The sequence below is a fragment of the Corallococcus sp. CA054B genome, from assembly GCF_003611625.1.
Classification (GTDB): domain Bacteria; phylum Myxococcota; class Myxococcia; order Myxococcales; family Myxococcaceae; genus Corallococcus; species Corallococcus coralloides.
The window spans coordinates 17,765-39,232 of sequence record NZ_RAVY01000080.1 but is presented as its reverse complement, the minus strand read 5'-3'; the positions used below and the strand labels follow the sequence as shown (position 1 = coordinate 39,232).

The 21,468-nt window shown below is 70.6% G+C and carries 22 protein-coding genes and 1 pseudogene; 13 read left to right on the top strand and 10 right to left on the bottom strand.

From position 1 onward, the window contains the following. Nucleotides 1-25: 25 nt before the first annotated feature. Nucleotides 26-1,105 (bottom strand): hypothetical protein, encoded by a 1,080-nt coding sequence (locus D7V80_RS20360; RefSeq protein WP_120589729.1) that lies wholly within the window; start codon nucleotides 1,103-1,105, stop codon nucleotides 26-28. 134 nt (nucleotides 1,106-1,239) lie between these two features. Then, a complete protein-coding gene (locus D7V80_RS20355; protein WP_014398574.1) occupies nucleotides 1,240-1,800 on the bottom strand; it encodes a DUF2378 family protein in 561 nt (186 codons plus the stop codon). A 236-nt stretch (nucleotides 1,801-2,036) separates the two neighbouring features. Here D7V80_RS20355 and D7V80_RS20350 point away from each other — a divergent pair, with 236 nt between their 5' ends. From D7V80_RS20350 to D7V80_RS20340, 3 genes are all read left to right on the top strand, one after another. Beyond that, nucleotides 2,037-3,482, top strand: coding sequence for a hypothetical protein (locus D7V80_RS20350; RefSeq protein ID WP_120589728.1), 1,446 nt, complete (start codon nucleotides 2,037-2,039; stop codon nucleotides 3,480-3,482). 94 nt (nucleotides 3,483-3,576) lie between these two features. Then, a complete protein-coding gene (locus tag D7V80_RS20345; protein WP_120589727.1) occupies nucleotides 3,577-4,440 on the top strand; it encodes an ATP adenylyltransferase in 864 nt (287 codons plus the stop codon). 105 nt (nucleotides 4,441-4,545) lie between these two features. Beyond that, on the top strand, nucleotides 4,546-5,358 hold the full coding sequence (locus D7V80_RS20340; protein WP_120589726.1) for an SAM-dependent methyltransferase: 813 nt from the start codon (nucleotides 4,546-4,548) through the stop codon (nucleotides 5,356-5,358). On the opposite strand, the gene D7V80_RS20335 is transcribed toward D7V80_RS20340, so the two are convergent. Together D7V80_RS20335 and D7V80_RS20330 are read right to left on the bottom strand one after the other, a co-directional pair. Beyond that, nucleotides 5,339-6,556 (bottom strand): MFS transporter, encoded by a 1,218-nt coding sequence (locus tag D7V80_RS20335; RefSeq protein ID WP_120589725.1) that lies wholly within the window; start codon nucleotides 6,554-6,556, stop codon nucleotides 5,339-5,341. The genes D7V80_RS20340 and D7V80_RS20335 overlap by 20 nt on opposite strands. 13 nt (nucleotides 6,557-6,569) lie before the next feature. Beyond that, the gene (locus tag D7V80_RS20330; protein ID WP_120589724.1) at nucleotides 6,570-7,118 is read right to left on the bottom strand and encodes a hypothetical protein; all 549 of its coding nucleotides are present in this window, start codon (nucleotides 7,116-7,118) and stop codon (nucleotides 6,570-6,572) included. Nucleotides 7,119-7,204: 86 nt separating this feature from the next. On the opposite strand from D7V80_RS20330, the pseudogene D7V80_RS43960 reads away from it, so the two are divergent. The 5 genes and pseudogenes from D7V80_RS43960 to D7V80_RS20310 all read left to right on the top strand — a co-directional run. Next, nucleotides 7,205-7,444 (top strand): annotated as a pseudogene (locus D7V80_RS43960) (RNA polymerase sigma factor); the annotation flags it as partial. A gap of 154 nt (nucleotides 7,445-7,598) precedes the next feature. Continuing rightward, entirely contained in the window at nucleotides 7,599-7,778 is a 180-nt protein-coding gene (locus D7V80_RS42860) for an ECF-type sigma factor (RefSeq protein WP_233585538.1), read from the top strand. Then, nucleotides 7,771-8,490 carry a hypothetical protein gene (locus D7V80_RS20320; protein WP_120589723.1) on the top strand — a complete coding sequence of 240 codons (720 nt, stop codon included), beginning with the start codon at nucleotides 7,771-7,773 and terminating at the stop codon, nucleotides 8,488-8,490. Before D7V80_RS42860 ends, D7V80_RS20320 begins: the two co-directional genes overlap by 8 nt. Continuing rightward, complete coding sequence (locus D7V80_RS20315) at nucleotides 8,487-10,115, top strand: caspase family protein (RefSeq protein WP_120589722.1); 1,629 nt, start codon at nucleotides 8,487-8,489, stop codon at nucleotides 10,113-10,115. Before D7V80_RS20320 ends, D7V80_RS20315 begins: the two co-directional genes overlap by 4 nt. A gap of 43 nt (nucleotides 10,116-10,158) precedes the next feature. Beyond that, nucleotides 10,159-10,719, top strand: a complete 561-nt coding sequence (locus D7V80_RS20310) for a sce7726 family protein (RefSeq protein ID WP_120589721.1) — start codon at nucleotides 10,159-10,161, stop codon at nucleotides 10,717-10,719. Here the strand turns inward: D7V80_RS20310 and D7V80_RS20305 are convergent. Beyond that, on the bottom strand, nucleotides 10,697-11,767 hold the full coding sequence (locus tag D7V80_RS20305; RefSeq protein ID WP_147447156.1) for a beta family protein: 1,071 nt from the start codon (nucleotides 11,765-11,767) through the stop codon (nucleotides 10,697-10,699). The genes D7V80_RS20310 and D7V80_RS20305 overlap by 23 nt on opposite strands. A 216-nt stretch (nucleotides 11,768-11,983) precedes the next feature. On the opposite strand from D7V80_RS20305, the gene D7V80_RS20300 reads away from it, so the two are divergent. After that, nucleotides 11,984-12,493, top strand: coding sequence for an FmdE family protein (locus tag D7V80_RS20300; protein WP_120589719.1), 510 nt, complete (start codon nucleotides 11,984-11,986; stop codon nucleotides 12,491-12,493). A 13-nt stretch (nucleotides 12,494-12,506) separates the two neighbouring features. On the opposite strand, the gene D7V80_RS20295 is transcribed toward D7V80_RS20300, so the two are convergent. Continuing rightward, complete coding sequence (locus tag D7V80_RS20295) at nucleotides 12,507-12,884, bottom strand: DUF1304 domain-containing protein (RefSeq protein WP_120589718.1); 378 nt, start codon at nucleotides 12,882-12,884, stop codon at nucleotides 12,507-12,509. A gap of 92 nt (nucleotides 12,885-12,976) precedes the next feature. Here D7V80_RS20295 and D7V80_RS20290 point away from each other — a divergent pair, with 92 nt between their 5' ends. The 3 genes from D7V80_RS20290 (at nucleotide 12,977) to D7V80_RS20280 (ending at nucleotide 16,441) form a co-directional block, all read left to right on the top strand. Beyond that, complete coding sequence (locus D7V80_RS20290) at nucleotides 12,977-13,570, top strand: TetR/AcrR family transcriptional regulator (RefSeq protein ID WP_120589717.1); 594 nt, start codon at nucleotides 12,977-12,979, stop codon at nucleotides 13,568-13,570. 88 nt (nucleotides 13,571-13,658) lie between these two features. Further along, nucleotides 13,659-15,044 carry an ATP-dependent RNA helicase DbpA gene (gene dbpA, locus D7V80_RS20285; protein WP_120589716.1) on the top strand — a complete coding sequence of 462 codons (1,386 nt, stop codon included), beginning with the start codon at nucleotides 13,659-13,661 and terminating at the stop codon, nucleotides 15,042-15,044. A 50-nt stretch (nucleotides 15,045-15,094) separates the two neighbouring features. Then, the gene (locus D7V80_RS20280) at nucleotides 15,095-16,441 is read left to right on the top strand and encodes a Fic family protein (RefSeq protein ID WP_120589715.1); all 1,347 of its coding nucleotides are present in this window, start codon (nucleotides 15,095-15,097) and stop codon (nucleotides 16,439-16,441) included. A 6-nt stretch (nucleotides 16,442-16,447) separates the two neighbouring features. On the opposite strand, the gene D7V80_RS20275 is transcribed toward D7V80_RS20280, so the two are convergent. The 3 genes from D7V80_RS20275 to D7V80_RS20265 form a co-directional block, all read right to left on the bottom strand. Further along, the gene (locus D7V80_RS20275) at nucleotides 16,448-17,131 is read right to left on the bottom strand and encodes an abortive infection system antitoxin AbiGi family protein (protein WP_233585536.1); all 684 of its coding nucleotides are present in this window, start codon (nucleotides 17,129-17,131) and stop codon (nucleotides 16,448-16,450) included. Nucleotides 17,132-17,259: 128 nt separating this feature from the next. Continuing rightward, complete coding sequence (locus D7V80_RS20270) at nucleotides 17,260-18,513, bottom strand: APC family permease (protein WP_120589730.1); 1,254 nt, start codon at nucleotides 18,511-18,513, stop codon at nucleotides 17,260-17,262. An 84-nt stretch (nucleotides 18,514-18,597) separates the two neighbouring features. Next, nucleotides 18,598-19,131, bottom strand: a complete 534-nt coding sequence (locus D7V80_RS20265; RefSeq protein WP_120589713.1) for a hypothetical protein — start codon at nucleotides 19,129-19,131, stop codon at nucleotides 18,598-18,600. A gap of 88 nt (nucleotides 19,132-19,219) precedes the next feature. On the opposite strand from D7V80_RS20265, the gene D7V80_RS20260 reads away from it, so the two are divergent. Then, nucleotides 19,220-20,344: a hypothetical protein gene (locus D7V80_RS20260; RefSeq protein ID WP_120589712.1), complete on the top strand. Its 1,125-nt coding sequence runs from the start codon at nucleotides 19,220-19,222 to the stop codon at nucleotides 20,342-20,344. On the opposite strand, the gene D7V80_RS20255 is transcribed toward D7V80_RS20260, so the two are convergent. After that, a complete protein-coding gene (locus D7V80_RS20255; RefSeq protein ID WP_120589711.1) occupies nucleotides 20,328-21,377 on the bottom strand; it encodes a GNAT family N-acetyltransferase in 1,050 nt (349 codons plus the stop codon). The genes D7V80_RS20260 and D7V80_RS20255 overlap by 17 nt on opposite strands. Nucleotides 21,378-21,468 lie beyond the last annotated feature (91 nt).

Genomic DNA, 21,468 nt, shown 5'->3' with positions numbered 1-21,468 from the left:
GAAGGCGGAGGCGTGCGGCCCGGCGTCAGCCCGTTCCCAGGGCCGGCGCATCCTCGTCGGGGGCGTCTTCCGCTTCGAGCGCGGTGCCGTCCCAGGGGATGTAGCGCACGCCCGGCATCGGCTCCGGGGCGTGGAACTCCAGCGCGCCCACGGTGGAGGTCAGCTTCCCGGTGGGCTTCCACGCCGCGAAGGGGTGGGGCCGGGAGAAGAGCTGCACCTCGCACCGGGCCACGTCGCTCTGGGCCACCATCACGTCCCAGCCCTTGGGGTCGCGGTACGCGTAGCCCACCAGCGTGCGCGGGTCGCACCACGCGCGGCCCTCCATGGCCACGGTGGCGGAGGCGGCGCGGAAGGACAGCTCGCCGGACGCGGGCGACGTCACGCGCGACAAGAGCACGTGGGGCATTTCATGGAACGTGTGCTCGGTGTCGCGCGTGCGCAGGTAGATGGGCGACAGCCGCGGGTGGCCCCGCTTGCGCTGCGCGCGCACCGCCATGACCTCCAGCCGCGCGTCCGGGTCCTCGGCGAAGCGCGGGCAGTACAGCCACGTCAGCTCCTCCAGCCGCCGGTGGCCCCACAGGTGCTTCTGCAGGCCGGGCGCGCCCTTCACGTCGATGCGCTCGCCATCCACCGTCACCGTGCCTTCGAAGAGGACGTCGTCGTGCACGTGGGCGACCCGCGTGGGCAGGGGCAACAGCGCGGTGCCTCGCGGCTCGCGGCGCACCGGTTCGGGGTGTCCGCCCTGGAAGCGCAGGTCCCACGCGATGGAGTGCCCGCCGCTCTTCACCTGGCCGTGGAGTTGGCCGGGCGTCAGCTCCGAGTCCGCGATGCGCACGCCGCCGTTCGGCAGCGCCGTGAACGCGGAGGCCGGATGGATGGCCTTGAGCGCCACCGCGGGCCGGTCCTGGGACGCGCAGTCGAACGCCGCCGCCCACATCGTGGCGCGAGGCTCGCCGCCGCTTCCCGGCGCGGGCGTGAACAGGGTGTAGCGCAACCACCAGGCGCGATCGCCGCCCGGGTCGAGCACCACCAGGAACCAGATTTCGAAGAACCCCTGCTGATGACCGTTCCAGCGCGGCAGGTTGGCGCGCTTGCTCGACGGCATTTGGATGAATCCCCCTCTTCGCGCGGCCGTTCACGGCCCGGACGCCGCGCGCAGACCCTCACGCTGGCAGATGGGGCCCGGTGCGAGCAAGGGGCCCCGGGGTCGCGGATCCGCGAAAGGGGACCGCCGGTGTCTCAGGAGCCCGGAGCGCCCCAGGACACGCGGTACGTGACGCTGTCGTCGTCGAACTGGACCACGTCCACCTGCGTGGCCGGGCCGCTGGCGGCGCGCACCGTGGCCAGCATCACGCCCTGCTTGAAGTAGCGCAGCAGGCCGGGCTCGTTGAGCCACATGTCCGCCTCACGCTCGCCGCGCTCGGTGATGCGCGCCTCGGTGTAGTTGTTGCCGCTGCGGAAGCTGTGCTGCGCGCGCATGAGCATCCGCTTGGGCCCGATGAGCCGCAGCACGCCCAGCAGCGCCCGGCCCACCATCGTGTCGCGGTATCCGTCGATCATCCGCTCGCCGAGCATCCGCCACGCCACCGCGTCCGGCTGGTCCGGGTGGAGCGTCTTCGCCGTCAGCGCCACGCAGCGCGTCCACGTGTCCAGCGAGTACGCCGGCTGTAGGGGCCGGTCCAGGTCCAGCCCCTCCTTGCGCAGCTGCTCCTTGAGGGCGAAGGGCACCTTCCCGGAAAGTCCCCGGACGAAGAGTCCTTCGACGATGGTCGGGAATACGAGCTTCTCGGCGGTGGCCATGAGGCCATTCCGCCCAGCACTGCGCGTTCTGGTCAAGACCTACCGCCCGGGTGGCGTCCGGCGCCCGAAAGCGTGGTCGCCCTCCAGGGCCATTCCACCCGTTCCGGCACCCGTGAAACATGGCGTGTATCTCTGTAATTCACGCAAGGTGCGTAATCACTCGCAGCCCTCATGAGGCGCGTCCATCTGGTAGCGTCCGGTCGCCTCCTGGCTCCCCCGGCTTCCCACTGGCCCTGATGACGTCCCGTGTCCTGACGTGCCTGCTCCTGTCCGTGCTGTGCGCGCTGCCGGCCCTGGGCGCCCGGCCGGTGCCCGCGCCCGCCGCGGACGGCATGGCGATGCTCCAGCGGGTGGACACGGCGCGGGTCCAGGGCAGCCCCAGCACGCTGCGCACGGAGCTGGACGCGCAGCAGGCGAAGGCGCCCAAGGACCCCATGCCCCGGGTGTACCGGGCCTTCCTCGCGCTGCCCTCGGACGAGAGCTTCGCCGAGTTCAAGGCGCTGGCGGTGGTGTACCCGGAGAACCCGTGGCCGCACGTGGGCATGGGGCTCGTCTATGTGCGCTGGGGCATGTTGAAGGACGCGGCCGCGCCGCTGGAGACCGCGCGCAAGGCGCTGCCCGGCTTCGCGCCCGCGCTCTGGGCGGATGGCCTGCGGCTCCAGGCGGAGGGCAAGCCCGCGGAGGCGGAGGGCCGGCTGCGCGAGGCGCTGGCGAAGCTGGACATCCCGCGCTTCCGCACGGACCTGGCGCTGCTGCTGGCGGGCCGTCCGGGAGGCGCGGCCGAGGCGCGGGCGCTCCTGGTGCGCTCGGTGAAGGAGTGGCCCGAGCAGCCCGAGGCGCTCCAGGTGCTGTCGCGGCTGGCGCGCGAGGCCGGAGACGCGAAGGCGGGCGCGGAGGCCGGCGCGCTGCTCGTCGCGCTCCAGCCGCATGACCGCGAGGCGCACCGCCGGCAGGCGGAGGCGTGGCTCGCCGCCGGGGACAAGGCGCAGGCGGTGAAGATGCTGGAGCGCTACGCGACGCTCGGGGGCGCGGAGCCCGCGGTGCTCGCCTCATGGGTGAAGCTCGCCGTGGAGCTCGACCGCCCGGAGGAGGAGGCGAAGGCCCTGGTGCGCCTGGCCGCGGCGACGCCCAAGGACCCTGAACCGCTCCTGCGGCTGGCGACGCTGGCGGAGGCGAAACTGGACGTGGCCGCCACCGAGGCCCGGTTGGAGCAAGCGGCGGCGCTGGCCCCACAGCGAGCGGACATCCAGGTGCGGCGGGCGCGGCTGTTGCTCAAGCTGGAGCGCTACTTCGAAGCCATGGCGGCGTACCGCGCGGCGCTCGCCGCTCCGGAGCGGCCGGTGCCCGAGGCGGCGGAGGAGGCCGCGCAGCTGACGAAGAAGCTGCACCTGCCCGCTTCGCCCGCGAAGGGCACGGTGGAGCAGATCTACGACCGGGTGTCGCTGGGGCTGGTGGCCCTGTACCTGGAGCACCTGATGGAGAAGCCGGACCTCAAGGGCAACCTCAAGGTGCGCGTGGACCTGGACCCCACCGGGAAGGCCACGAACGTGGTGGTGCTCTACGACAGCCTCCAGGACGTGCTCATCACCCACAGCGCGCGCGTGGCCTTCATGGACGCCCAGTACCCGCCCGGCAGCGAGCCGCAGGTGTACCAGTACGTCTTCCGCCCTCCTCCGCGCTGAGGCGGACCTCCGGAGCGCTCTCCCACCGGAAGCGGATTGACGCTCGGGTCCGCGGACGGCACAGACTGGCAGGCCTCGCGCCAGGAGCCTGCCCGTGAACGCCGCACTGCTTTCGCCCGCCGCCCTGTGGCCCCGCACGCTGGAGGTCACCCGCCGCGCGCTGGAGACCGGGGCGCTCCAGCCCATCGCCACCGAAGCGCGCACGGTGCCGGTCGCGGGCACGCAGTTCCAGGTGCGCGTGCTGGGACGGGTGGCGCTCAAGGAGCGCAAGCGTCCGGCGCCTTCCCACGCCGAGCCGTTCAACCCGTTCGCGAACCCGGAGCCGGACCTGGTGCTGGGGGACGTGGCGCCCGCGCACGTGTGCCTGCTCAACAAGTTCAACGTCGTGGAGCACCACCTGCTCCTGGTGACGCGGGCCTTCGAGTCGCAGGACGCGCTGCTGACGCAGGCGGACTTCGATGCGCTCTCCACGTGCCTGGAGGGGCTGGACGGGCTGGCCTTCTACAACGCGGGCGAGACGGCCGGCGCCAGCCAGCGCCACAAGCACCTGCAGCTGGTGCCGCCCCTGGGGCCGGACCGCCTGCGCGCGCCCGTGGAGGCGCTCTTCCCCGTGCTGCCGGGTCCGGGCCGCGTGGTGGCCGCGGAGTCGCTGCCGTTCTCGCACCTGCTGGCGGGGCTGGGGCCATGGGGCGCGCCGGGGCAGGGCGCTCGGATGCTGGCGGCGTACCGGCTCCTGCGGGACGCGCTGGGGCTGGCGGAGCGCGCGCCGTACAACCTGCTCGTCACCCGGGACTGGATGCTGCTGGTGCCCCGCGCCAGGGCGGAGCACCTGGGCGTCAACGTCAACGCGCTGGGCTTCGCCGGGTCGCTGCTGGTGCGCACGCCCGAGCAGTTCGACGCGGTCGCCGCGCTGGGGCCGCTGGAATTGCTGCGCCAGGTCGCGGGCGTCGCTCCGTAGGAAGGGTGCACCCGCGCGAGCGGACCGGCACAATGCCCGGGCAACAGGCTCACCGTCGAGTCGTACGACGCGGGTGGGGGGCCCGAACCGGATGGAGCGACGACCATGGACGTGAACGAGCTGGCCCGTGTTCCGGGCGTGAATCCCCAGGTTCCCGACGCGGCACGCATCTACGACTACACGCTGGGTGGCACCCACAACTTCGAGGCGGACCGGCAGGCGGCGGAGTACATGTTCTCGCTGCTGCCCTCCACGCGGAAGTGGGTGCGGATGCTGCGCGCGTGCCTCCAGGGCGCGGCGAAGCGGCTGTCCGCGGAGGGCTTCACGCACTGGGTGGACTTCGCGTCCGGCCTGCCCACCAACGACCACGTGCACGGCGTGCTGCCGCAGGACGTGAAGGTGCTCTATTCGGACATCAACCCGCTGACGATGGCGCAGGCGCGCGTGCTGTTGGGGGACGACCCGCGCGTGCGCTACCTGGAGTGCGACATCCGCCAGGCGAAGTCCTTCCTGGAGCGCCCGGACGTGCGCGACTTCCTGGGCGGCGAGCGCAAGGTGGCCCTGGGCGCCAACGGCATCACCGTGTTCCTCAAGGCGGAGGAGAACCGGAGGTTCTTCCGCGACCTCTACGACTGGGCCGCGCCGGGCTCCCGGCTCTTCACCACGTTCGAGACGAAGGACCCCGCGAAGACGACGCCCCAGTGGGAGCAGTTCGTGGGCATGTTCCACAAGATGGGGGAGAACTTCGAGCTGTTCTCCCTGCCGGAGTACCTGGAGCTCTGCAAGCCGTGGACGCCGGGCCCCGGTGGCGTGCAGACCGTGAGCCGGTTCCTGGGGCTGCCGGACGATTACATCACCGAGGAGGACCGGCAGGGCGTGGGCATCGAGTTCTACGCCGTCATCCTGGAGAAGAAGTAGCCGCCGCCTTCGCGCGGTAGCGCAGCCCGATGAGCGCCGCGACGAAGCCCGCCGCGGCGCCCACGCCCAATGCCTGGCGGGGACCGAACGTGTCCGCCACCCAGCCGACGATGGGGGCCCCCAGGGGCGTGCCGCCCAGCGCGATGGCCAGGAGGATGGCGAGCACGCGCCCGCGCATGGCCGGCTCGGTGGACAGCTGCACCAGGCTGTTCGCGGTGGTGGTGAAGGTCTGCGCGGACACGCCGATGATGACGAGCGTGACGCCGAAGAGGGCATAGACGGGCATCAGCGCCGCGAGCGTGAGCCCCGCTCCGAAGACCGCGGCCCCCGTCACCAGCAGGCCGATGCGCGGCTGCGCGCGACGCGCGGAGAGCAGCGCGCCCGTCACCGAGCCGATGGCCATGATGGACGTGAGCAGCCCGTAGCCGCTGGCGCCCTGGTCGAAGACGCGCACGGACATGGTGGAGATGAAGATGGGGAAGTTGAGGCCGAAGGTGCCGATGAGGAAGAACATGGTCAGCACCGCCACCAGGTCGGGCCGCTTCCAGACGTAGACGAAGCCCTCCAGCAGGCCCCCGCGCGTGGGCAGCGTCCGGTCCCTCACGTGCAGTTCGTTCACGCGCAGCAGGCTCAGCGCGCAGAGGACGGCGCCGAACGACGCCGCGTTGATGACGAACATCCACCCGGAGCCCACCCAGGAGATGAGCACCCCCGCGATGGCGGGACCCAGCATCCGCGCGGCATGGAACGAGGTGGAGTTGAGGGCCACGGCGTTGGAGAGGTCCTCCTCGCCCACCAGCTCCGACACGAACGTCTGGCGCGCGGGGGCGTCGAACGCGGTGACGCTCCCCAGGAGGAACGCGAACACGTTCACGTGCCACAGCCGGATGTGTCCGGAGAGCGTGAGCAGCCCCAGGCCCAGCGCCAGCGCGCCCAGGGCCGCCTGCGTGGCGAACAGGAGCTTGCGCCGGTCGAAGTGATCCGCCGCGAAGCCCGTCAGGGGAAGGAACAACAGCGGCGGCGCGAACTGGAGCGCCATGACCACGCCCACGGCCGTGGCGTTGTTGTGGGTGAGCTGGGTGAGGACGATCCAGTCCTGGGCGGTGCGCTGCATCCACGTGCCCACGTTGGACACGAGCGCCCCGGCCGCCCACGTCCGGTAGTTGTAGCCGCGCAGCGAATGGAAGGTGCCCTTCATCCCGCGGGAGACCTTAGCCGCATGACTCCCCGTTGAGTGCGCAGCGGCCGGCCGCGCAGGGCTTGAAGGAGGAGCTGAAGCAGCCCGTGGCCTCGCAGCGGCAGGTGGTGACACGGTGGGTGAACGGGTCGCAGCACGGCTCGTAGGTCACGACCGGCGGGGGGCCCGCGTCCACGCCCGCGTCGGTGCCACCGTCGGTGTTGGTGCCGCCGTCGGTGCTGACGCCACCGTCGGTGCTGACGCCGCCATCTTCGATGATGACGCCGCTGTCGGTGGTGGTGCCCGCGTCGACGCCCGCGCCTCCGTCGTAGGTCTGGCCGCCGTCCTGGCTGCCGGGAATGGTCTCGCAGCTGTCCCGGAACGACGGCCTGCAGGTGCCGGCCGAGCACGCCTGGAAGCGAATCTCACAGCCGTCGGGGTCCTCGCAGAAGCAGGTGTCCACCTGGTTGCGGACGCAGCAGACGGCCCAGGACTCCTCGCCCAGTTCGTCAGGGTCCTCGTAGAGCGGGTCGAAGCAGGCGCCCAGGAGCGCGACGAGGGTGGCGAGGACGAGTCGTTTCACGGCGATTGGGACACCCGGTGCGGCCGGCCTGGGACATGCCGCCGGGGTGCGACTAATATCCCACGGCCCATCGCGGATGCGATGCGATGTCCCAGGCCGCTGGGGCCGGGTGTCTCAAGGACGAAAAGGAAGGTCGGACCCATCGGATGGCGAGCGGGCTCGGTGCGGAGGAGCTCAGGGAGCTCTACGAGCGCTTCGCGCCCGTGGTGCACCGTCGCGCGCTCGCGCTGCTGGGACGCGATGCCGACGCCTGGGACATCGTCCAGGAGGTCTTCGAGCGCATGTTGACGGCTGGCGCGCGGTTCCGACGGGAGGCCCGTCCCATGACGTACGTGTACCGCGTCACCACCAACCTGTGCCTCAACGCGCTGCGCTCGCGCCAGCTGCGGGAGCCGGTGCTCCTGGAGGCGCCGGAGGCCGCGGCGCTGCCCCCCCAGCCAGTGGGAGGCCGCGGACTTCATCCGCCACCTCGTGGGGCGGATGGGCGAGCGCGAACTGGAGGTGGCCACGCTGCACTTCTTCGACGGGCTGACCCAGGAGGAGATCGCCGGGATGCTGGACGTGTCGCGAAAGACCATCGTCCGCGACCTGGACTCCATCCGGAAGAAGGCGGCGGAGCTGGGGCGGCTGCCGGAAGCGTTGGAGGCGGAGCGTGGCTGAGCACCTGACACGGCTGGAGCTGGACGAGTGGCTGTCGGGGCTGGATGCCTCGGGGCGCGCGGAGCGGCACGTGGCCGCCTGCCCGGCCTGCGGGATGATCGCCGAGCGGATGAAGCAGGCGCGAGCGTCGAGCCTGGCACAGCCCCGGGCGAAGGCGGTGCTGGCGAGGCTGGAGGAGAAGCGCGCCCGGTCCGCGAAGCCCTGGTGGAGCTGGGGCGTGCCGCTGGTGACCGCGCTGGCGGTGGGGCTCGCGCTGGTCGTCTACGTGCCACGGGGCGCGGAGGATGGCGTGCGGCTGAAGGGGACCGTGGCGCTGCGGCTGCTGTCCGTGCAGGGCGCGCCGGTGCAGGACGCAAGGCCCGGCGAGCAGGTGACGCTGGCGGTGGGCACGGGGCCGTACCGGAACGTGCTGGTGCTCGCGGTGGATGAAGCGGGCGCGGTGGATGCGCTCTGGCCGAGGGAAGGCCCGACGAGCGGCACGGTGGAGCCGGGGGCGGAGGTGCGGTTGTCTCCGGCATTGGAGGTGACGCCGGGGGCGGTGGCGTTGCATGCGTTCTTCTCGGATGCGCCGCTGGACGTGGAGCAGGCGCGCGAGGCGCTCACGTCGCGCGTCGCGGAGGCGCGCGGGAAGGGGCAGGGACCGCTGGAGGTGGCGACGCCGGAGGCCATCGGGAAGGCCCGGGCGCGCACGCTGCTGAGGGTCGTGCCGTGAGCCGCCCGCTGGACCTGGGCAGGCGCGTGTTCGCGGTGCTGGGACGGCTCCCGGGCGCCCCTGTGGAGGCTGCGCTGCGCCGTTGGGCGTGGCGCCTGAGCGTCCGGGTGTTCGCGGTGCTCATGGTGCTGGGCTCGCTTCCGGGCGCGGCCGCGGAGGAGGCGCCGCGCCGTTGGGCGCTGATCGTGGGAGAGAACCAGGGCCTGGCCAGCGAGGAGAGGCTGCGCTTCGCGGAGACGGACGCGCAGCGGATGCGCGAGGTGCTCCAGGAAGTGGGCACCGTGTCGCCTGAGCGCACGATGTCGCTGCTGGGAGCGGATGCCGCGAAGCTTCGCGAAGCCCTGGCGCGCTTCCGGGCGCGACTGGCCGTGGAAGCCTCACCGAGGGATTGGCTCCTGCTCTACGTGTCGTCGCACGCGGGCGACGGCAGCCTGCACCTGCGCGGCACCGAGCTGCCAATGCGCGAGCTGGTGGACTTCCTCAAGGGCGCGCCAGTGGGCGTGGGGCTGCTCATCCTGGACTCGTGCCGCTCCGGTGTCGCCACGCGATTGAAGGGCCTGAAGCCGGTGGCCACGCCCATCACGATGGAGGCCTCGGACCTGGAGGGCCGGGTCGTCATCAGTGCGTCTGGCGCGGATGAGTACGCGCAGGAGTCGGATGCGTTGCAGGGCTCCTTCTTCACGCACCATCTGGCGGTAGGGCTGCGCGGAGCGGCCGATGCTTCGCGAGATGGGCGCGTCACGCTGGAGGAAGCCTACCGCTACGCCTACGCGAGGACGCTGGAGTCCACGCTCGTCTCTCCGGGAGGCATGCAGCGCCCCACGTTCCGCATGGACCTGAGCGGGCGCGGAGAGTTGATCCTCTCCGAGCCCCAGCGCGCGCGAGGCCGGCTGACGCTCGACGTGAAGGCCCCGGGCCGCTGGCTCGTCATGGCGTCGGAGAGTGGCGCGCTGGTGGCGGAGCTGGAGAAGGGCGAGGGCCCCACGACGCTGGCCGTGGCACCCGGCGCGTACCGGCTGTTGCTGCGAGCGGAGGGCGGATACCTGGAGCGGTCGGTGAAGGTGCCGCTCGACGGAGCCGTGTCGGTGGGCGGCGAGCCGCTGGAGCAGGCCGCGCGGATGAGGCTCGCGCGAAAGGGTGGGGCGGGGTCGGAGCTGTTGGTCGCCGTAGGGCCATCGCTGACGTCGGGCATCGTGGCGGGCCTGTCGTCACTCGCGGGCCTGGACGTGCGTCTGGTGCGCGAAGGGCGGCTGTTCCCCGGAGTGGACACCTCGGGCCTGGGGCTCGCGGTGCGGCGGGGAACAGGCAGCAGGGTGTCCTTCCAGCAGACGGAGCTGGAGCTGAGGCTGGGCGCGGGGCCGCACTGGAAGCTCGGAGCCTGGACGTTCAGCGGCGCGCTGGAGGCCGGGGCACTGGCCGTCTTCCAGTCGCGTATCCCGGACGAAGACGCGCGCTTCGGGTTGGAGCCATTGGGGCTCGTCACCGGGGGCGTGCGGCTGGACGTGCGAAGCCGCCTGTCGATGCTCCTGAGCGCGTCCGCCGGAGGCGTCATGGCGAAGCGGGACTCCGGCACGGCGCTGGTGCCCAGGGCCTCCGCGTCACTGATGGTCGGCTACGCGCTCTGAGCTGTCGCGTTCGTCGGGCCGGGCTCGTAGACTTCGCCGCCCCATGCGTGACTTCGACGTGCGACAGGCCCTCACGGCGAGCCTCAAGGCCACTCACGCGAGTGACCCAGGAACGCTCATCCGTGAGGAGCTGGGCCTGGAGCATGGGCAGGTCTTCGTGGACGTGGCCGTCATCAACGGCGAGCTCCATGGCTACGAGCTGAAGAGCGAACGGGACACCCTGGACCGGCTTCCGCGGCAGGTCGAGGCGTACAGCGCGGTGCTCGACAGGGCCACGCTCGTCGTGGGCGCCCGTCATGCGCAAAAGGCTCTCGGACTCATCCCCGCTTGGTGGGGCGTCAAGACGGCCACGACCCAGCGCGACGGTTCGGTCAGGCTTCGCCCCTTGCGCAAGGGCCGGCGCAATCCCCAGCAGCAGATGTCGGCCATGGTCCGGCTGCTCTGGCGCGACGAGGCGCTGGAGTTGCTGGAGTCACGGGGGGCCGCCACCGGACTGCGGAGCAAGCCCAAGAAGATGCTGTACGAGCGTCTGGTGGAACTGCTGCCCGCTGAAGCGCTGCGCTCGGAGGTCCGCCGCCTGCTCAAGGCGCGTGAAGACTGGTGAGCTGCTTCAGTACCTTCGCGATGTGATGGTTCGTTCCCACCTTGCGCCAGACCCCCGGGCTTCCGGGCGTCTCGGCCCCTCCAGCGCAGCCGAAGATGTAGGCGTCGCCCCAACTGAAGGTGCGCCCGGCGTAGCACTCCTGCTCCATCACGTGCCCAGCAAGCGCCGTGTACTGCTCGTAACCATGACGCTTCAAGGCGCGCCCACGGACCACCAGCCAGTGGTCATTCGCCGTGTAACGAATGTTGGGGCTTCCTGCGTGGAGTGCCGCGCTTGGTGAGGGAGGCTGCGCTCCCTGGATTGCGTAGTCGCCGTAGGTAGGCATCCGCACGAGCGGCTTCGCCTTCCCGGCAAGGCTTCGCCACAGGAGCCAGTCAGCCCGCTGGACCTTCGTCGGCAGCTTGATGTCGCTGATGGACCGCGGAAATGCTCCGGCAGCAACGGTCAGCGTTCGAAAAGCCATCAGCCCATCGACACAGCTGATGACGCCCGGGAGACTCTTCGAGAGCACGCTCACGTCGTCTGGAGCGATGGGGCCCAGGTCCAGCACCAGATCAGCGGATTCACGAGTCGCCCCTGCCTTTCTCAGGGTCGATGAAAGTGCCTCGTTGAGGTCGTCCCCGAACAGCTCCTGCTTGCGAACGCGGATGCATACGCCTCGCTTGTCTTCAGCGACCGCGGCCCTGACAGTGGACTGGTATTCGGAGTCTCGCTCAGGGCCTGTGACAGGAACGAGTGCGACTCCAGACTCCCGGGCCTTCGCCAGGAAGTAGGCCAGGGGATGTTCTCCGGAGGCCATCGTCTGCGCGGGCGCGAGGTGAAGCCCGTCGATGAAGGCACGGCCGTCCGGGATGGCCTTCGCGAGATGAGGCCCCGTCCGGGCAAGCAGTTCCTCCAGCGTTTCCATGCGGAGGGCTTTCCGTCTGTCTTTCGTGCGCTTGGGCTTGGGTGGCCGGATTTCGAAGAGCGGGGTCACCCGCTGGCGCTGCACGGCCTCGAGTTGTGTAAGGGCGTCGCGCTCTCCCTGCATGAACTTGAGGATGGGCACGTAGTGTGTTCGGTTGAAGCCTTGTGTCACCTGGATATTCCCCCCGGTATGTGGCGCAAGCCTGCCCGGGGCGTGCCATCGCGTGGCGCTCCCAATGGAGGTATTGCGTTGGCGGCCACTCTGCCATCCAGCTCTGACACACCAGACCGATCAGTCGTCAGCGGCGGATGCTTCCAGGTAGAACACGCCTCGCCTGTCTTTCACCGGAGCCAACCCATGACTCTGCGCCGCCACTTCCTGCTGTTCGTCACGCTGGGCCTCATCCTGGGCTGCGCGGGCGCGAAGCCCGCCGCGACTCCGCCCGCTGAACCGGGCGCGCTGGAGCGGGTGGCGCTGGTGCATGGGGGCGCGGGGCCGTGGGCGGTGGCGGGCTACCGGATGGGCGATTACGCGCTCCAGCAACTGGGCCTGCCCCGGGGCAGCTTCAAGCTGGAGGTCATCCATCACAGCCCGGCGAAGGTTCAATACACCTGCGTCGCGGACGGCGCGGCGGCGGCCACCGGTGCCAGCCTGGGCAAGCTCAACCTGTCGCTGGTGACCACGCCCTCACCGGAGGACGTCGCGACCACGTTCCGCAACCGCGACACCGGTCAGTCCCTCACGCTGCGCCCGTCCGCCAGCTTCGTGCAGCGCTTCCGCGATGTCCCTCGCGAGAAGCTGGGCGAAGCGGGCCGGGCCGTCCTCACCCTGCCGGACGCAGACGTCTTCGAGACCGTCACGCCCTGAGCGGAACGCCGCCTCAGAAGACCACGAGCGAGATGGCCAGCGCCGGCAGCGCGCCCTGGACGAGGCTCGCCTTGAGGAAGTTCCGGTTGCTGCTCACCAGCACCACCGCCGCCAGCAGCATGCACCCGCAGCCGAACACCACCGCCGCCACGCCCGATGCCACCGCGCCCGTGTGCACCAGCACCACGCCCACCAGCACGCCCACGGCGAGGAACAGGTTGTAGAAGCCCTGGTTGAGCGCCATCGGCTTCACCACGTCCGCGTCCGCCTGCGACTTCAGCCCGAATCGCTTCCACACCTTCGGCCGCGAGAAGACGATGCTCTCCATCACGAAGAACAACACGTGGATGAGCGCGGCGATGACCGCGAAGACCTGCGCCAGTGGCGACATGATGACTCCCCCTCCGGGGTTGGGATATTCTGAACCAGTCAGTTCCGAATTCATATTGAAACGGTCAGTTCAGAATTGTCAAGGAGGGTGACGTGGCGCGGACGCGGGCGTTCGACGAGACAGAGGCGGTGCGGGCGGCGTTGGGAGTGTTCTGGTCGCGCGGCTACGAGGCGACGTCGCTGTCGGACCTGGAGGCCGCGACGGGGCTGAACCGCTCCAGCCTGTACCAGACGTTCGACAGCAAGCGCGGGCTGTTCGCGCGGGCCATCGCGCTGTACCTCCAGGAGGTCATCGGGCCCCGGCTGGGCGTCTTCGCGAAGGACGCGCCGGGCCTGGCGCAGGTGACGGAGTACTTGGAGTCGCTCGCGGCGACCATGGCCACCGCGCCGCCAGCGCTGACGCGGCGGGGCTGCCTGCTGGTGAACACGGCCACGGAGCTGGGTCCGCATGACGCGGAGGCGAAGCAGGCGGTGGAGGACTACCGGGCGCTCCTTCGAGGCCACCTGACGCGGGCGCTGGAGGGCGCGGCCCGGGCGGGCGTGCTGCCTCGCAAGACGGTGGCGCGCCGGGTGGAGCTGCTGTTGGGGGCGGTCATCGGGGTGCTCGTCACGGCGCGCGTGGACCCTGCCGCCGCGGCGAAGCTGGCCCAGGCGACGGCGAGCGAGGTGGCGGGCTGGGAGGGGTAGGGGGGGGCCGGGCTTGTCCGGCGTGGGAAGGCTGCTACAAGGGCGCGTTCTCCCGAGGCGCCCCGTGCCTCCGTCCCCCGAGGCTCCGATGGAATTCTCCGCGCTCGCGCTGTCGCCCCCGCTGCTCCAGGTGCTGGAGGAGCTGGAGTTCAAGACCGCCACCCCCATCCAGGCGCAGAGCATCCCGGTACTGTTGCAGGGAAAGGACCTGGTGGGCCAGGCGCGCACGGGCAGCGGGAAGACGGCGGCGTTCGCGCTGCCCATCCTGCAGAAGGTGAAGCTCACGCAGGACCGGCGGCTCCAGGCGCTGGTGCTCTGCCCCACGCGCGAATTGTGCGCGCAGGTCGCGGGAGAGATTCGCCGGCTGGCGCGCCGGATGCCGGGTGTGCAGGTGCTGGCGCTCGCGGGAGGGTCGCCCATCCGGCCGCAGGTGGAGGCGCTGGAGAAGGGTGTGCACATCGGCGTGGGGACACCCGGCCGCATCATGGACCTGCTGGACCGCGAGGTGCTGGACACGCGGCACCTGGCCACGGTGGTGCTGGATGAAGCGGACCGGATGCTGGACATGGGCTTCCGGGAGGACATGGAGCGGGTGCTCGGGGCGACGCCCTCGAAGCGGCAGACGGTGCTCTTCTCCGCGACGTTCCCGGACGACATCGAGAAGCTGAGCCGTGCGTTCCAGAAGGACCCGGTGCGGGTGTCGCTGGCGCAGGAGGAGGCCGCGCCGGACATCCAGCAGGTCGGGTACTCGTGCACGCCGGAGGAGAAGCAGGCGCTGCTGTTGCGGCTGTTGCGCCAGCACCAGCCGGCCTCCGCCATCGTGTTCTGCAACTTCAAGGCGGTGGTGGTGGAGCTGACGCGAGCGCTGGTGCAGGCGGGCGTGAGCGCGGACGGGTTGCAGGGCGACCTGGAGCAGTTCGACCGGGACCGGGTGATGGCGAAGTTCCGCAACCACAGCACGCGCGTGCTGGTGGCGACGGACGTGGCGGGCCGGGGCATCGACGTGGAGGCCCTGGACGCGGTGGTGAACTACGAACTGCCGCAGCAGCCGGAAGCGTATGTGCATCGCATCGGCCGCACGGGGCGCGCGGGCCGTCGAGGGCTGGCGCTGTCGCTGGTGACACGCTCGGACAGCCGCAAGGTGGAGGACATCGAGGCGACGACGGGCGTGAAGTTGGAGAAGGGAGACGTGGACGCGCTGGTGCCGGAGAACGTGCCGGGCGTGTCGCTCATCTCCGGCTGGGAGACGCTGTCCATCTCCGCGGGACGCAAGGACAAGATGCGGCCCGGAGACATCCTGGGCGCACTGACGGGCGAGGCGGGCGGCCTCAAGGCGGAGGACGTGGGCAAGATTGAAATCCACGACCATCACGCCTTCGTCGCCGTCTCCAAGCGCGTGGTGAAGGTCGCGTTCCAGCGGCTGAGCGAGGGACGCATCAAGGGCCGCCGGCACCGCATCGAACGCGTGCGGTAGGCGACTACTAATTTCCAGCGGAATTAGTAGTAGATTGGTAGTTCACGCCCATGCGACTTCCCGCGACGCCTCCCGACCTCCATGCCTTCGTCCAGACGGTTGCCAGGTCGGGGGCGGAGCGGCTCGTCGCCCTGCTGGAGCACAAGGCGGTGGGGCCTGAAATCGACGGGCGCTATCTCCACTGGGACGAGCTTCGCCGTCATCCCGCGCCCGACGGCATGACGCATGAGGAGTGGTGGTACCGGGTCAAAACCGCGCGAACCACGTTGAGCGCCGATCTGCCGCTCCTGGACAAGACGGGGCAGCCGTTCTCCTTCACCCGTCCTGACGGGCTTCTTTCGGGCCTGCACCGGATAGATCGGCAGCTCGGAAAAGGGCTGGAGCTGGCGGACCCTCAACTGGCCAACTCAGGCGCTCGGGATCGCTACATCGTCGAATCGTTGATGGAAGAGGCCATCACCTCCAGTCAGCTGGAGGGCGCCTCCACGACCCGAAAGGTCGCCAAGGAGATGCTGGAGCAGGGACGTCCGCCTCGGACCAAGGACGAGCGGATGATCTTCAACAACTTCCAGGCCATGGAGTTGATGCGCCGGAATGCGCATGTGCCCCTGACAATCTCTCTGCTCCTGGAGCTTCACGAAACCATCACGCGTGACACGCTCGACCCCGGCGAAGAGGGCCGCTTGCGGCGCGGTGATGAGTCCATCACGGTCCAGGACCGGGCGAGTGGAGAGATCCTCCATGTCCCCCCTGACGCAAGTGAACTGCCTGGCCGACTGCGGCAGCTCTGTGCGTTCGCGAATGGCTCCGACGGGAGTGTCTTCATCCATCCCGTCGTGCGCGCCATCGTGATTCACTTCATGCTCGCCTATGACCATCCCTTCGTGGATGGCAACGGCCGCACCGCCCGGGCCCTGTTCTACTGGTGCATGATCCGGGAGGGATATTGGATCGCGGAGTTCCTCTCCATCTCCCGGATCATCCAGCGCGCCCAGATGCAATACAGCCGGGCGTTCCTGTTCACGGAGACGGACCGGGGAGACCTCACCTACTTCCTCCTGCACCAACTGGACGTCATCCAACGCGCGACCGATGACCTCTACGCCTATCTGGCGCGGAAGGGGCAAGAGGCCCGGCAGGTGGAGCTTCTCCTCAAGAAGGATGCGGGCCTCAATCCCCGGCAGCGGGAGTTGCTGGCGCATGCCCTGCACCATCCGGCCGCGCGCTATGACATCCAGACGCATCGGCGGCGGCACGGCGTGGTCTATCAAACCGCCCGACAGGACCTGCTCGACCTCGAAGCCGCGGGGTTCCTGGAGAGGGATCAGGTCGGACGGGCCTACTTCTTCTCGCCTGTTGCCCACCTGGAGCGACGTCTCAAGAAGCACAAGCCTTGAGGTGGGTCACCCCGGCGCGCTCTTGCGCTCCGCCGCGACCGGCGCCTGCGTGTGCTTCGCCAGCGCCTCCATGATCTGCTCCGCCTTCCAGCCCGGATCCAATACCGGGCAGAAGTAGCCCGGACCCGCGCGCTCTCGCACGGCCCAGGCGAAGAAGTCCCTCGCCACGGTGTGGACCTCTTCGGGCAGGAAGAGCGCCGCGACGTCGTACTCCGTGAAGCGCAGGAGGCCCGGGACGCGCCACTCCCGCTCCCAGTCGAAGCGGTAGCTGTAGGGCGCGTTGTGCGCGTCACCCTGGATGTCCACGAAGGGCGTCACCGCCCACACGGGCTCCTTCTGGGGCTCCTTCGCCGCCAGGGCCTGGTCCAACTGGTGCTTCATCGCCAGGTGCGCTGGCGAGCCGTACTGCACGTACCAGACCGGGCCTCCGCCCTGCGACAGGATGAAGCTCTTGCGGAAGGCAATCCCGTACAGGCTCCGGCGCTGCACCAGCCTCGCGAGCTGGTCCAACGGAATCTCGCTGAAGCACACCGAGCGGTGCAGGTTCGCCACCGCCGCCTCCCGCCGCGCGATGCCAAACCCCTCCGCGCCCGGGATGAGCGTGCGCGCTCCCAGGATGCTCATCATGTTCTGGTAGGCGTCGTGGTACGGGGGCCCTGGCTTCGTGAAGTGCACCACGAAGTCAGACATGTCCCGCCACTGCGCATTCGCCTGATACCCGAGCATCGCCTCGCGAGTCTCCCGGCCCGGTCACTCCTTCGCAACACGACGTGCCGGGTTGTCCCCAGGCCTGCCTGCTCTCCTGACGTGCGAAGACATCACGGCAGGCGGACGGGCGCTGGCTCCCTCGGCCGCGACAGGCGCATCAACGCCAGCCCCGCGAGCACCGCCACCGACGCCACCGCTGCCTCCCGCGCGCTCGCGCCAAAGGCCACCAGCGTCAGCCCCAGCGCCAGCGTGGGCACCGCCAGCAGCGCGTGCACCGGCCGCAGGTTCCGCTCCCGCCGTAGCGACAGCACCACGAGCGCCGCCGCCGTGACGCCGAACTGCATCAGCACCGCGATGGCGGAGAGCGCGAAGAGCTCCGACAGGTCCCCCAGGTTCACGAACCCCAGCACCAGCGCCCACGTCACCGCCAGCGCCCGCATGGGCACGCCCGACGCCGACATGCGCTCCAGCCCGAACAACGAACGCTCCCCGGAGGCCAGCGCGGACAGGTAGCGCGGCGTCGTCACCATCATCCCCACGCAGATGCCCAGCGCGGACACGCTCGTTCCCGCACCCACCAGCCGCTCCAGCCCCGTGCCGCCCCACACCCCCGCCGCCTGCGCCAGGGGCGCGGACGCCCTCGCCAGGTCCGGCAGCGCCGCGACGCACGCCCAGACGAGCCCCACGTACAGCAGCATCGCCAGGAGTAGTGAGCCCACCGTCGCCATGGGCACCGTGCGCTCGGACGCGCGCACCTGCCCCGCGATGACCGGGACGATCTCGAAGCCCTGGTAGGCGAACATCACCGTCAGGCCTGCCTTCAGCCAGGACGCTCCCGTGGCGGGCAGCGGTGGCGGCACATCCCTGTCCGGCAGGAAGAAGAACGCACCCAGCAGCACCGCCAGCGGCACGAGCTTCAGCACCGTGAGCGCTGTCCACGTCCGCGCCGACACGCGAATGCCCGACGCCACCAGCGCCGCCAGCCCCGTCACCAGCGCGGAGGCCAGCAGCCGCTCGCCCACGGGCCCGCCCAATCCCACCGACGGCGCCACCGCTCGCGCCAGGCCCGCCATCACCGCGGACGTGCTCAGGAAGGCGCTGACGTAGGCCACCCAGCCAACGAGGAACGACACGCGCTCGCCGAACGCCGCCCGCGCGAACACCACGGGGCCACCATCCGAGTCGAACCGCCGGCCGAGCACCGCGAACGCGAACGCCACCGGCACCAGCGCCAGGCCCGTCAGCGCGAAGGCCCACACCGCGCCCAGGCCGGGCGCCTGCGCCGCGACCTCCGCGGGCGCGAAGAAGATGCCGACACCCACGATGCCGTTGACGCCCAGGGCCAGCAGCTGGAACGGCCCGATGGTGCGCTCGGGCGCGACGCCGGAGGGAAGGGTGGACACGGCACGGACTTCACTACACCCGCGCCCCGCGCACCATCGCCGTGCTCAGGGATGGGAGAGCAGCACGCTCAGCGCCGCCATGCGCCCGGCCGCGGGCTCCTTCTCCAGGGACTTCGGGATGGTGAGGAACACGTCGTTCTCCCGCTGGTCGCCGCAGGCGCGCGTGCCCCGGTAGTGCCTGCGGTCCCGCTCGATGATGAGGTTGTAGCCGCACGGCCCCACCGACCCCGTCAGTTCGTCCGGGCTGAGCGTCAGCGACGAGGGCTCGCCCGCGAAGGTGCCCATCATCTCCACCACGTCCGGACGCTCGGTCACGGTGAGCTCCACCGGTTTCTCTCCCACCGTGCCCTCGACGCGCCGTTCCGACAGCTTCAGGTCCACGGGGCGCTGGAAGGCCTGGCCTTTCATCGCGTTGTCCGACAGCTGGAGCTTCAGGTCCGGGCCCTGGAGACCCTGCGCGTCGACGCTCGCACGCACGGTCGTCCGGGGCGTCCGCAGCTCCACGGTGTCGTTCTTCTTCGCCACGGCGGATCCGCCCGCGAGCAGGGCGGCAACGATGAGGATGCGAGCGGTTCTCATGCTTCAAAGCTGGGGCGTCGAGCCATGCGTCACCAGGGCCATGTCCCGGCTGCTCGGCGGGCCGCACGTTCGTGATATCCGTTCGCGCGTGTCCCGCACGCGCCTGCTGGCCCTCCTCGTCGCACTCGCCGCACTCGTGGTCGCCGTCTGGCAGCGCTCCCGGGCGGTGGAACGGCTGGGCCAGGACTTCGACGAGGCGGTCTACCTGCCCATCGCCTTCACCTATGCCCAGATGCTGGACGAAGGCCGCTGGGGCGACATCGGCGCGCTCCGGGAGAACTTCGAACACCCGCCCCTGGTGAAGCTGCTCTTCGCCGAAGCCGTGCGCGTGACGGGCGCTCCGGAGCCGGACTGGCGGGATGTCCCCATGGGCCGGCCCCTCCCGGACGCCGCGCGCCCCGCGTTCGGCGTGACGCGCGGCCTGTCCGCGGTGGCCGGGGTGCTCCAGGTGGGGCTCGTCGCCCTCGTGGATCCGTTGGGCGCGCTCCTGCTCGCGTGGGACCCGTACCACACGAAGTACACGTCCCAGGCGTACCTGGAGGCGGTGCCAGGGCTGCTCGCGATGCTTGCGCTGCTCGCGTTCGAGCGCGCCCGGCGTGCGGGCTTCGCGACGGGATGGACGGCGGTGTCCGGCGCGCTGCTGGGGCTCGCGGCGGCGGGGAAGTATCCGTATGGCCTGGTGGGCGGGCTCACGTTCCTGCCCTTCCTGGTGGCGGGCGCGCGCACGCGGTGGCGTCCGTGGGCCGCCATCGTCGTGTCCACGGCGGCGGTGTTCATCCTGGCGAACCCGGCCCTGTGGGCGTCTCCGTTCGCGTCGCTGTGGGAGTCCATCACCTTCCACTGGAACTACTCCCACAACGAGCACGTGCGCCGCGCGGGGCTGCCCTGGTACCAGCCGCTGGTGTTCCTCATGGACACGTGGCTGTCCGGCTCCGACCCGGGCATCTACCTCACGCACTTCAACGCGCGGGCGCTGTTGGCGCTGGCGGTGCTGGGCCTGCCCCGGACATGGCGCGAGCGGCCCGTGTGGGCGGTGGCCGCCGTCGTGGGCCTGGTGTTCCTGCTGCTGTGGAACACCAAGTGGCCGCAGTACCTGCTGCTCGTCATTCCCGCGCTGTGCGTCTGCGCGGGCCGGGGCGTGCGGACCGTGGCCAGCGGAGCCGTGTGGCTGTTCCGCAAGCTCCAGGGCTCGCGCGTCAGCGCAGGTGCGTGAAGACGCACGGGTCCGCGGGCAGGTCCAGGTCGCAGGTGGGCATCAGGCACGTCACCGTCGCGCGGCGGGGCAGCGGCACCCACCCCGAGCGCAACAACAGACAGGCCGACGTACCGGGCCCGCGCAGCATGCCCGCGAGCGCCACGCCCCGGCGCTCCATGTCCTGCATGGCCACCTGGAGCAGCCGCTGCCGGTCCGCGGTGGACACGGAGGCGTGGAAGGCCATCAGGTCCACGACCTCTGCGGTGAGCTCTCCCACGCCCGTCATCAACAGGCTGTGGGAGCTCACCAGCCCGCGCACCTCGCCGTCCTGCTCCAGCACGAAGGTCCGGGGCACGTCGCGGTACTGGAGCTGGGCCGCCAGCTGCTCGGTCGAGTACGTGTAGCCCAGCGTCACCGGGCGCAGCGTGTCGTGGACCAGCGCCGTGCAGCGGCCCAGGTCCGCCGGCTGGTAGGGGCGGATGCCCTGGGTGTCCGCCTCCCGGAAGCGGTGCCGCAGGAAGGGATGCGCCAGCGTGAACAGTCTCCGCTCGTTGTCCGTGAACGACCAGCGGGCGAGCGCTCGCGCATCAAAGGCATACATCCACAGCCCCAGTCCTCCGAAGAGGCGCGTGTTCCACGTGCGCCGCCAGAAGCCCGGCGGGCGGGGCTCCGTGGTCGTGAAGCCCAGGGTGAGCCGCGCCGCCCGGTCCTGGTGCCGCCGCAGCAGCTCGTGCGCGAGCTTCGCGCCGATGCCCTGTCCCCGGTGGGAGTTCGTGACGGTGGCCCGCAGTCCATAGCTGCCGTCCACTTCCAGGCGTCCCAGGCGCAGCTTCGCGGGCTCCGCGAAGAGGGTGCCCACCAGCGTCTTTCCTTCGTACGCCGCCAGCAGGTAGTCGCGCGGCGCCTGTCCGTCCCGGAACAGGCGCCAGTCGCAGAAGCGCTTGTCCCAGACGGGGAGCGGGGTCGTCTTGCCGTAGGTGGATTGCCAGACGCGGTTGAGGAACCAGGACGCCTCGGAGGCGTCACCTTCGAAGGTGCGCACCTCAATCATGGCCTGCCCTCCGGGACGGGATGCCAGAGTGCCCGGGGGTGGCGTGCCGCATGCGCCATGCGATTGCTGTTCATGGCGAGGAAGGTAGGGA

Excerpts from the sequence above, each read along its gene's own strand:
- D7V80_RS42860 (WP_233585538.1), top strand. The coding sequence starts at position 7,599 with ATGGGCGAGCGCGAACTGGAGGTGGCCACGCTGCACTTCTTCGACGGG.
- D7V80_RS20275 (WP_233585536.1), bottom strand. The coding sequence starts at position 17,131 with ATGTCTGACTTCGTGGTGCACTTCACGAAGCCAGGGCCCCCGTACCAC.
- D7V80_RS20360 (WP_120589729.1), bottom strand. The coding sequence starts at position 1,105 with ATGCCGTCGAGCAAGCGCGCCAACCTGCCGCGCTGGAACGGTCATCAG.
- D7V80_RS20335 (WP_120589725.1), bottom strand. The coding sequence starts at position 6,556 with ATGAAGGGCACCTTCCATTCGCTGCGCGGCTACAACTACCGGACGTGG.
- D7V80_RS20350 (WP_120589728.1), top strand. The coding sequence starts at position 2,037 with ATGACGTCCCGTGTCCTGACGTGCCTGCTCCTGTCCGTGCTGTGCGCG.
- D7V80_RS20355 (WP_014398574.1), bottom strand. The coding sequence starts at position 1,800 with ATGGCCACCGCCGAGAAGCTCGTATTCCCGACCATCGTCGAAGGACTC.
- D7V80_RS20340 (WP_120589726.1), top strand. The coding sequence starts at position 4,546 with ATGGACGTGAACGAGCTGGCCCGTGTTCCGGGCGTGAATCCCCAGGTT.
- D7V80_RS20310 (WP_120589721.1), top strand. The coding sequence starts at position 10,159 with ATGCGTGACTTCGACGTGCGACAGGCCCTCACGGCGAGCCTCAAGGCC.
- D7V80_RS20295 (WP_120589718.1), bottom strand. The coding sequence starts at position 12,884 with ATGTCGCCACTGGCGCAGGTCTTCGCGGTCATCGCCGCGCTCATCCAC.
- D7V80_RS20300 (WP_120589719.1), top strand. The coding sequence starts at position 11,984 with ATGACTCTGCGCCGCCACTTCCTGCTGTTCGTCACGCTGGGCCTCATC.
- D7V80_RS20280 (WP_120589715.1), top strand. The coding sequence starts at position 15,095 with ATGCGACTTCCCGCGACGCCTCCCGACCTCCATGCCTTCGTCCAGACG.
- D7V80_RS20255 (WP_120589711.1), bottom strand. The coding sequence starts at position 21,377 with ATGATTGAGGTGCGCACCTTCGAAGGTGACGCCTCCGAGGCGTCCTGG.
- D7V80_RS20265 (WP_120589713.1), bottom strand. The coding sequence starts at position 19,131 with ATGAGAACCGCTCGCATCCTCATCGTTGCCGCCCTGCTCGCGGGCGGA.
- dbpA (WP_120589716.1), top strand. The coding sequence starts at position 13,659 with ATGGAATTCTCCGCGCTCGCGCTGTCGCCCCCGCTGCTCCAGGTGCTG.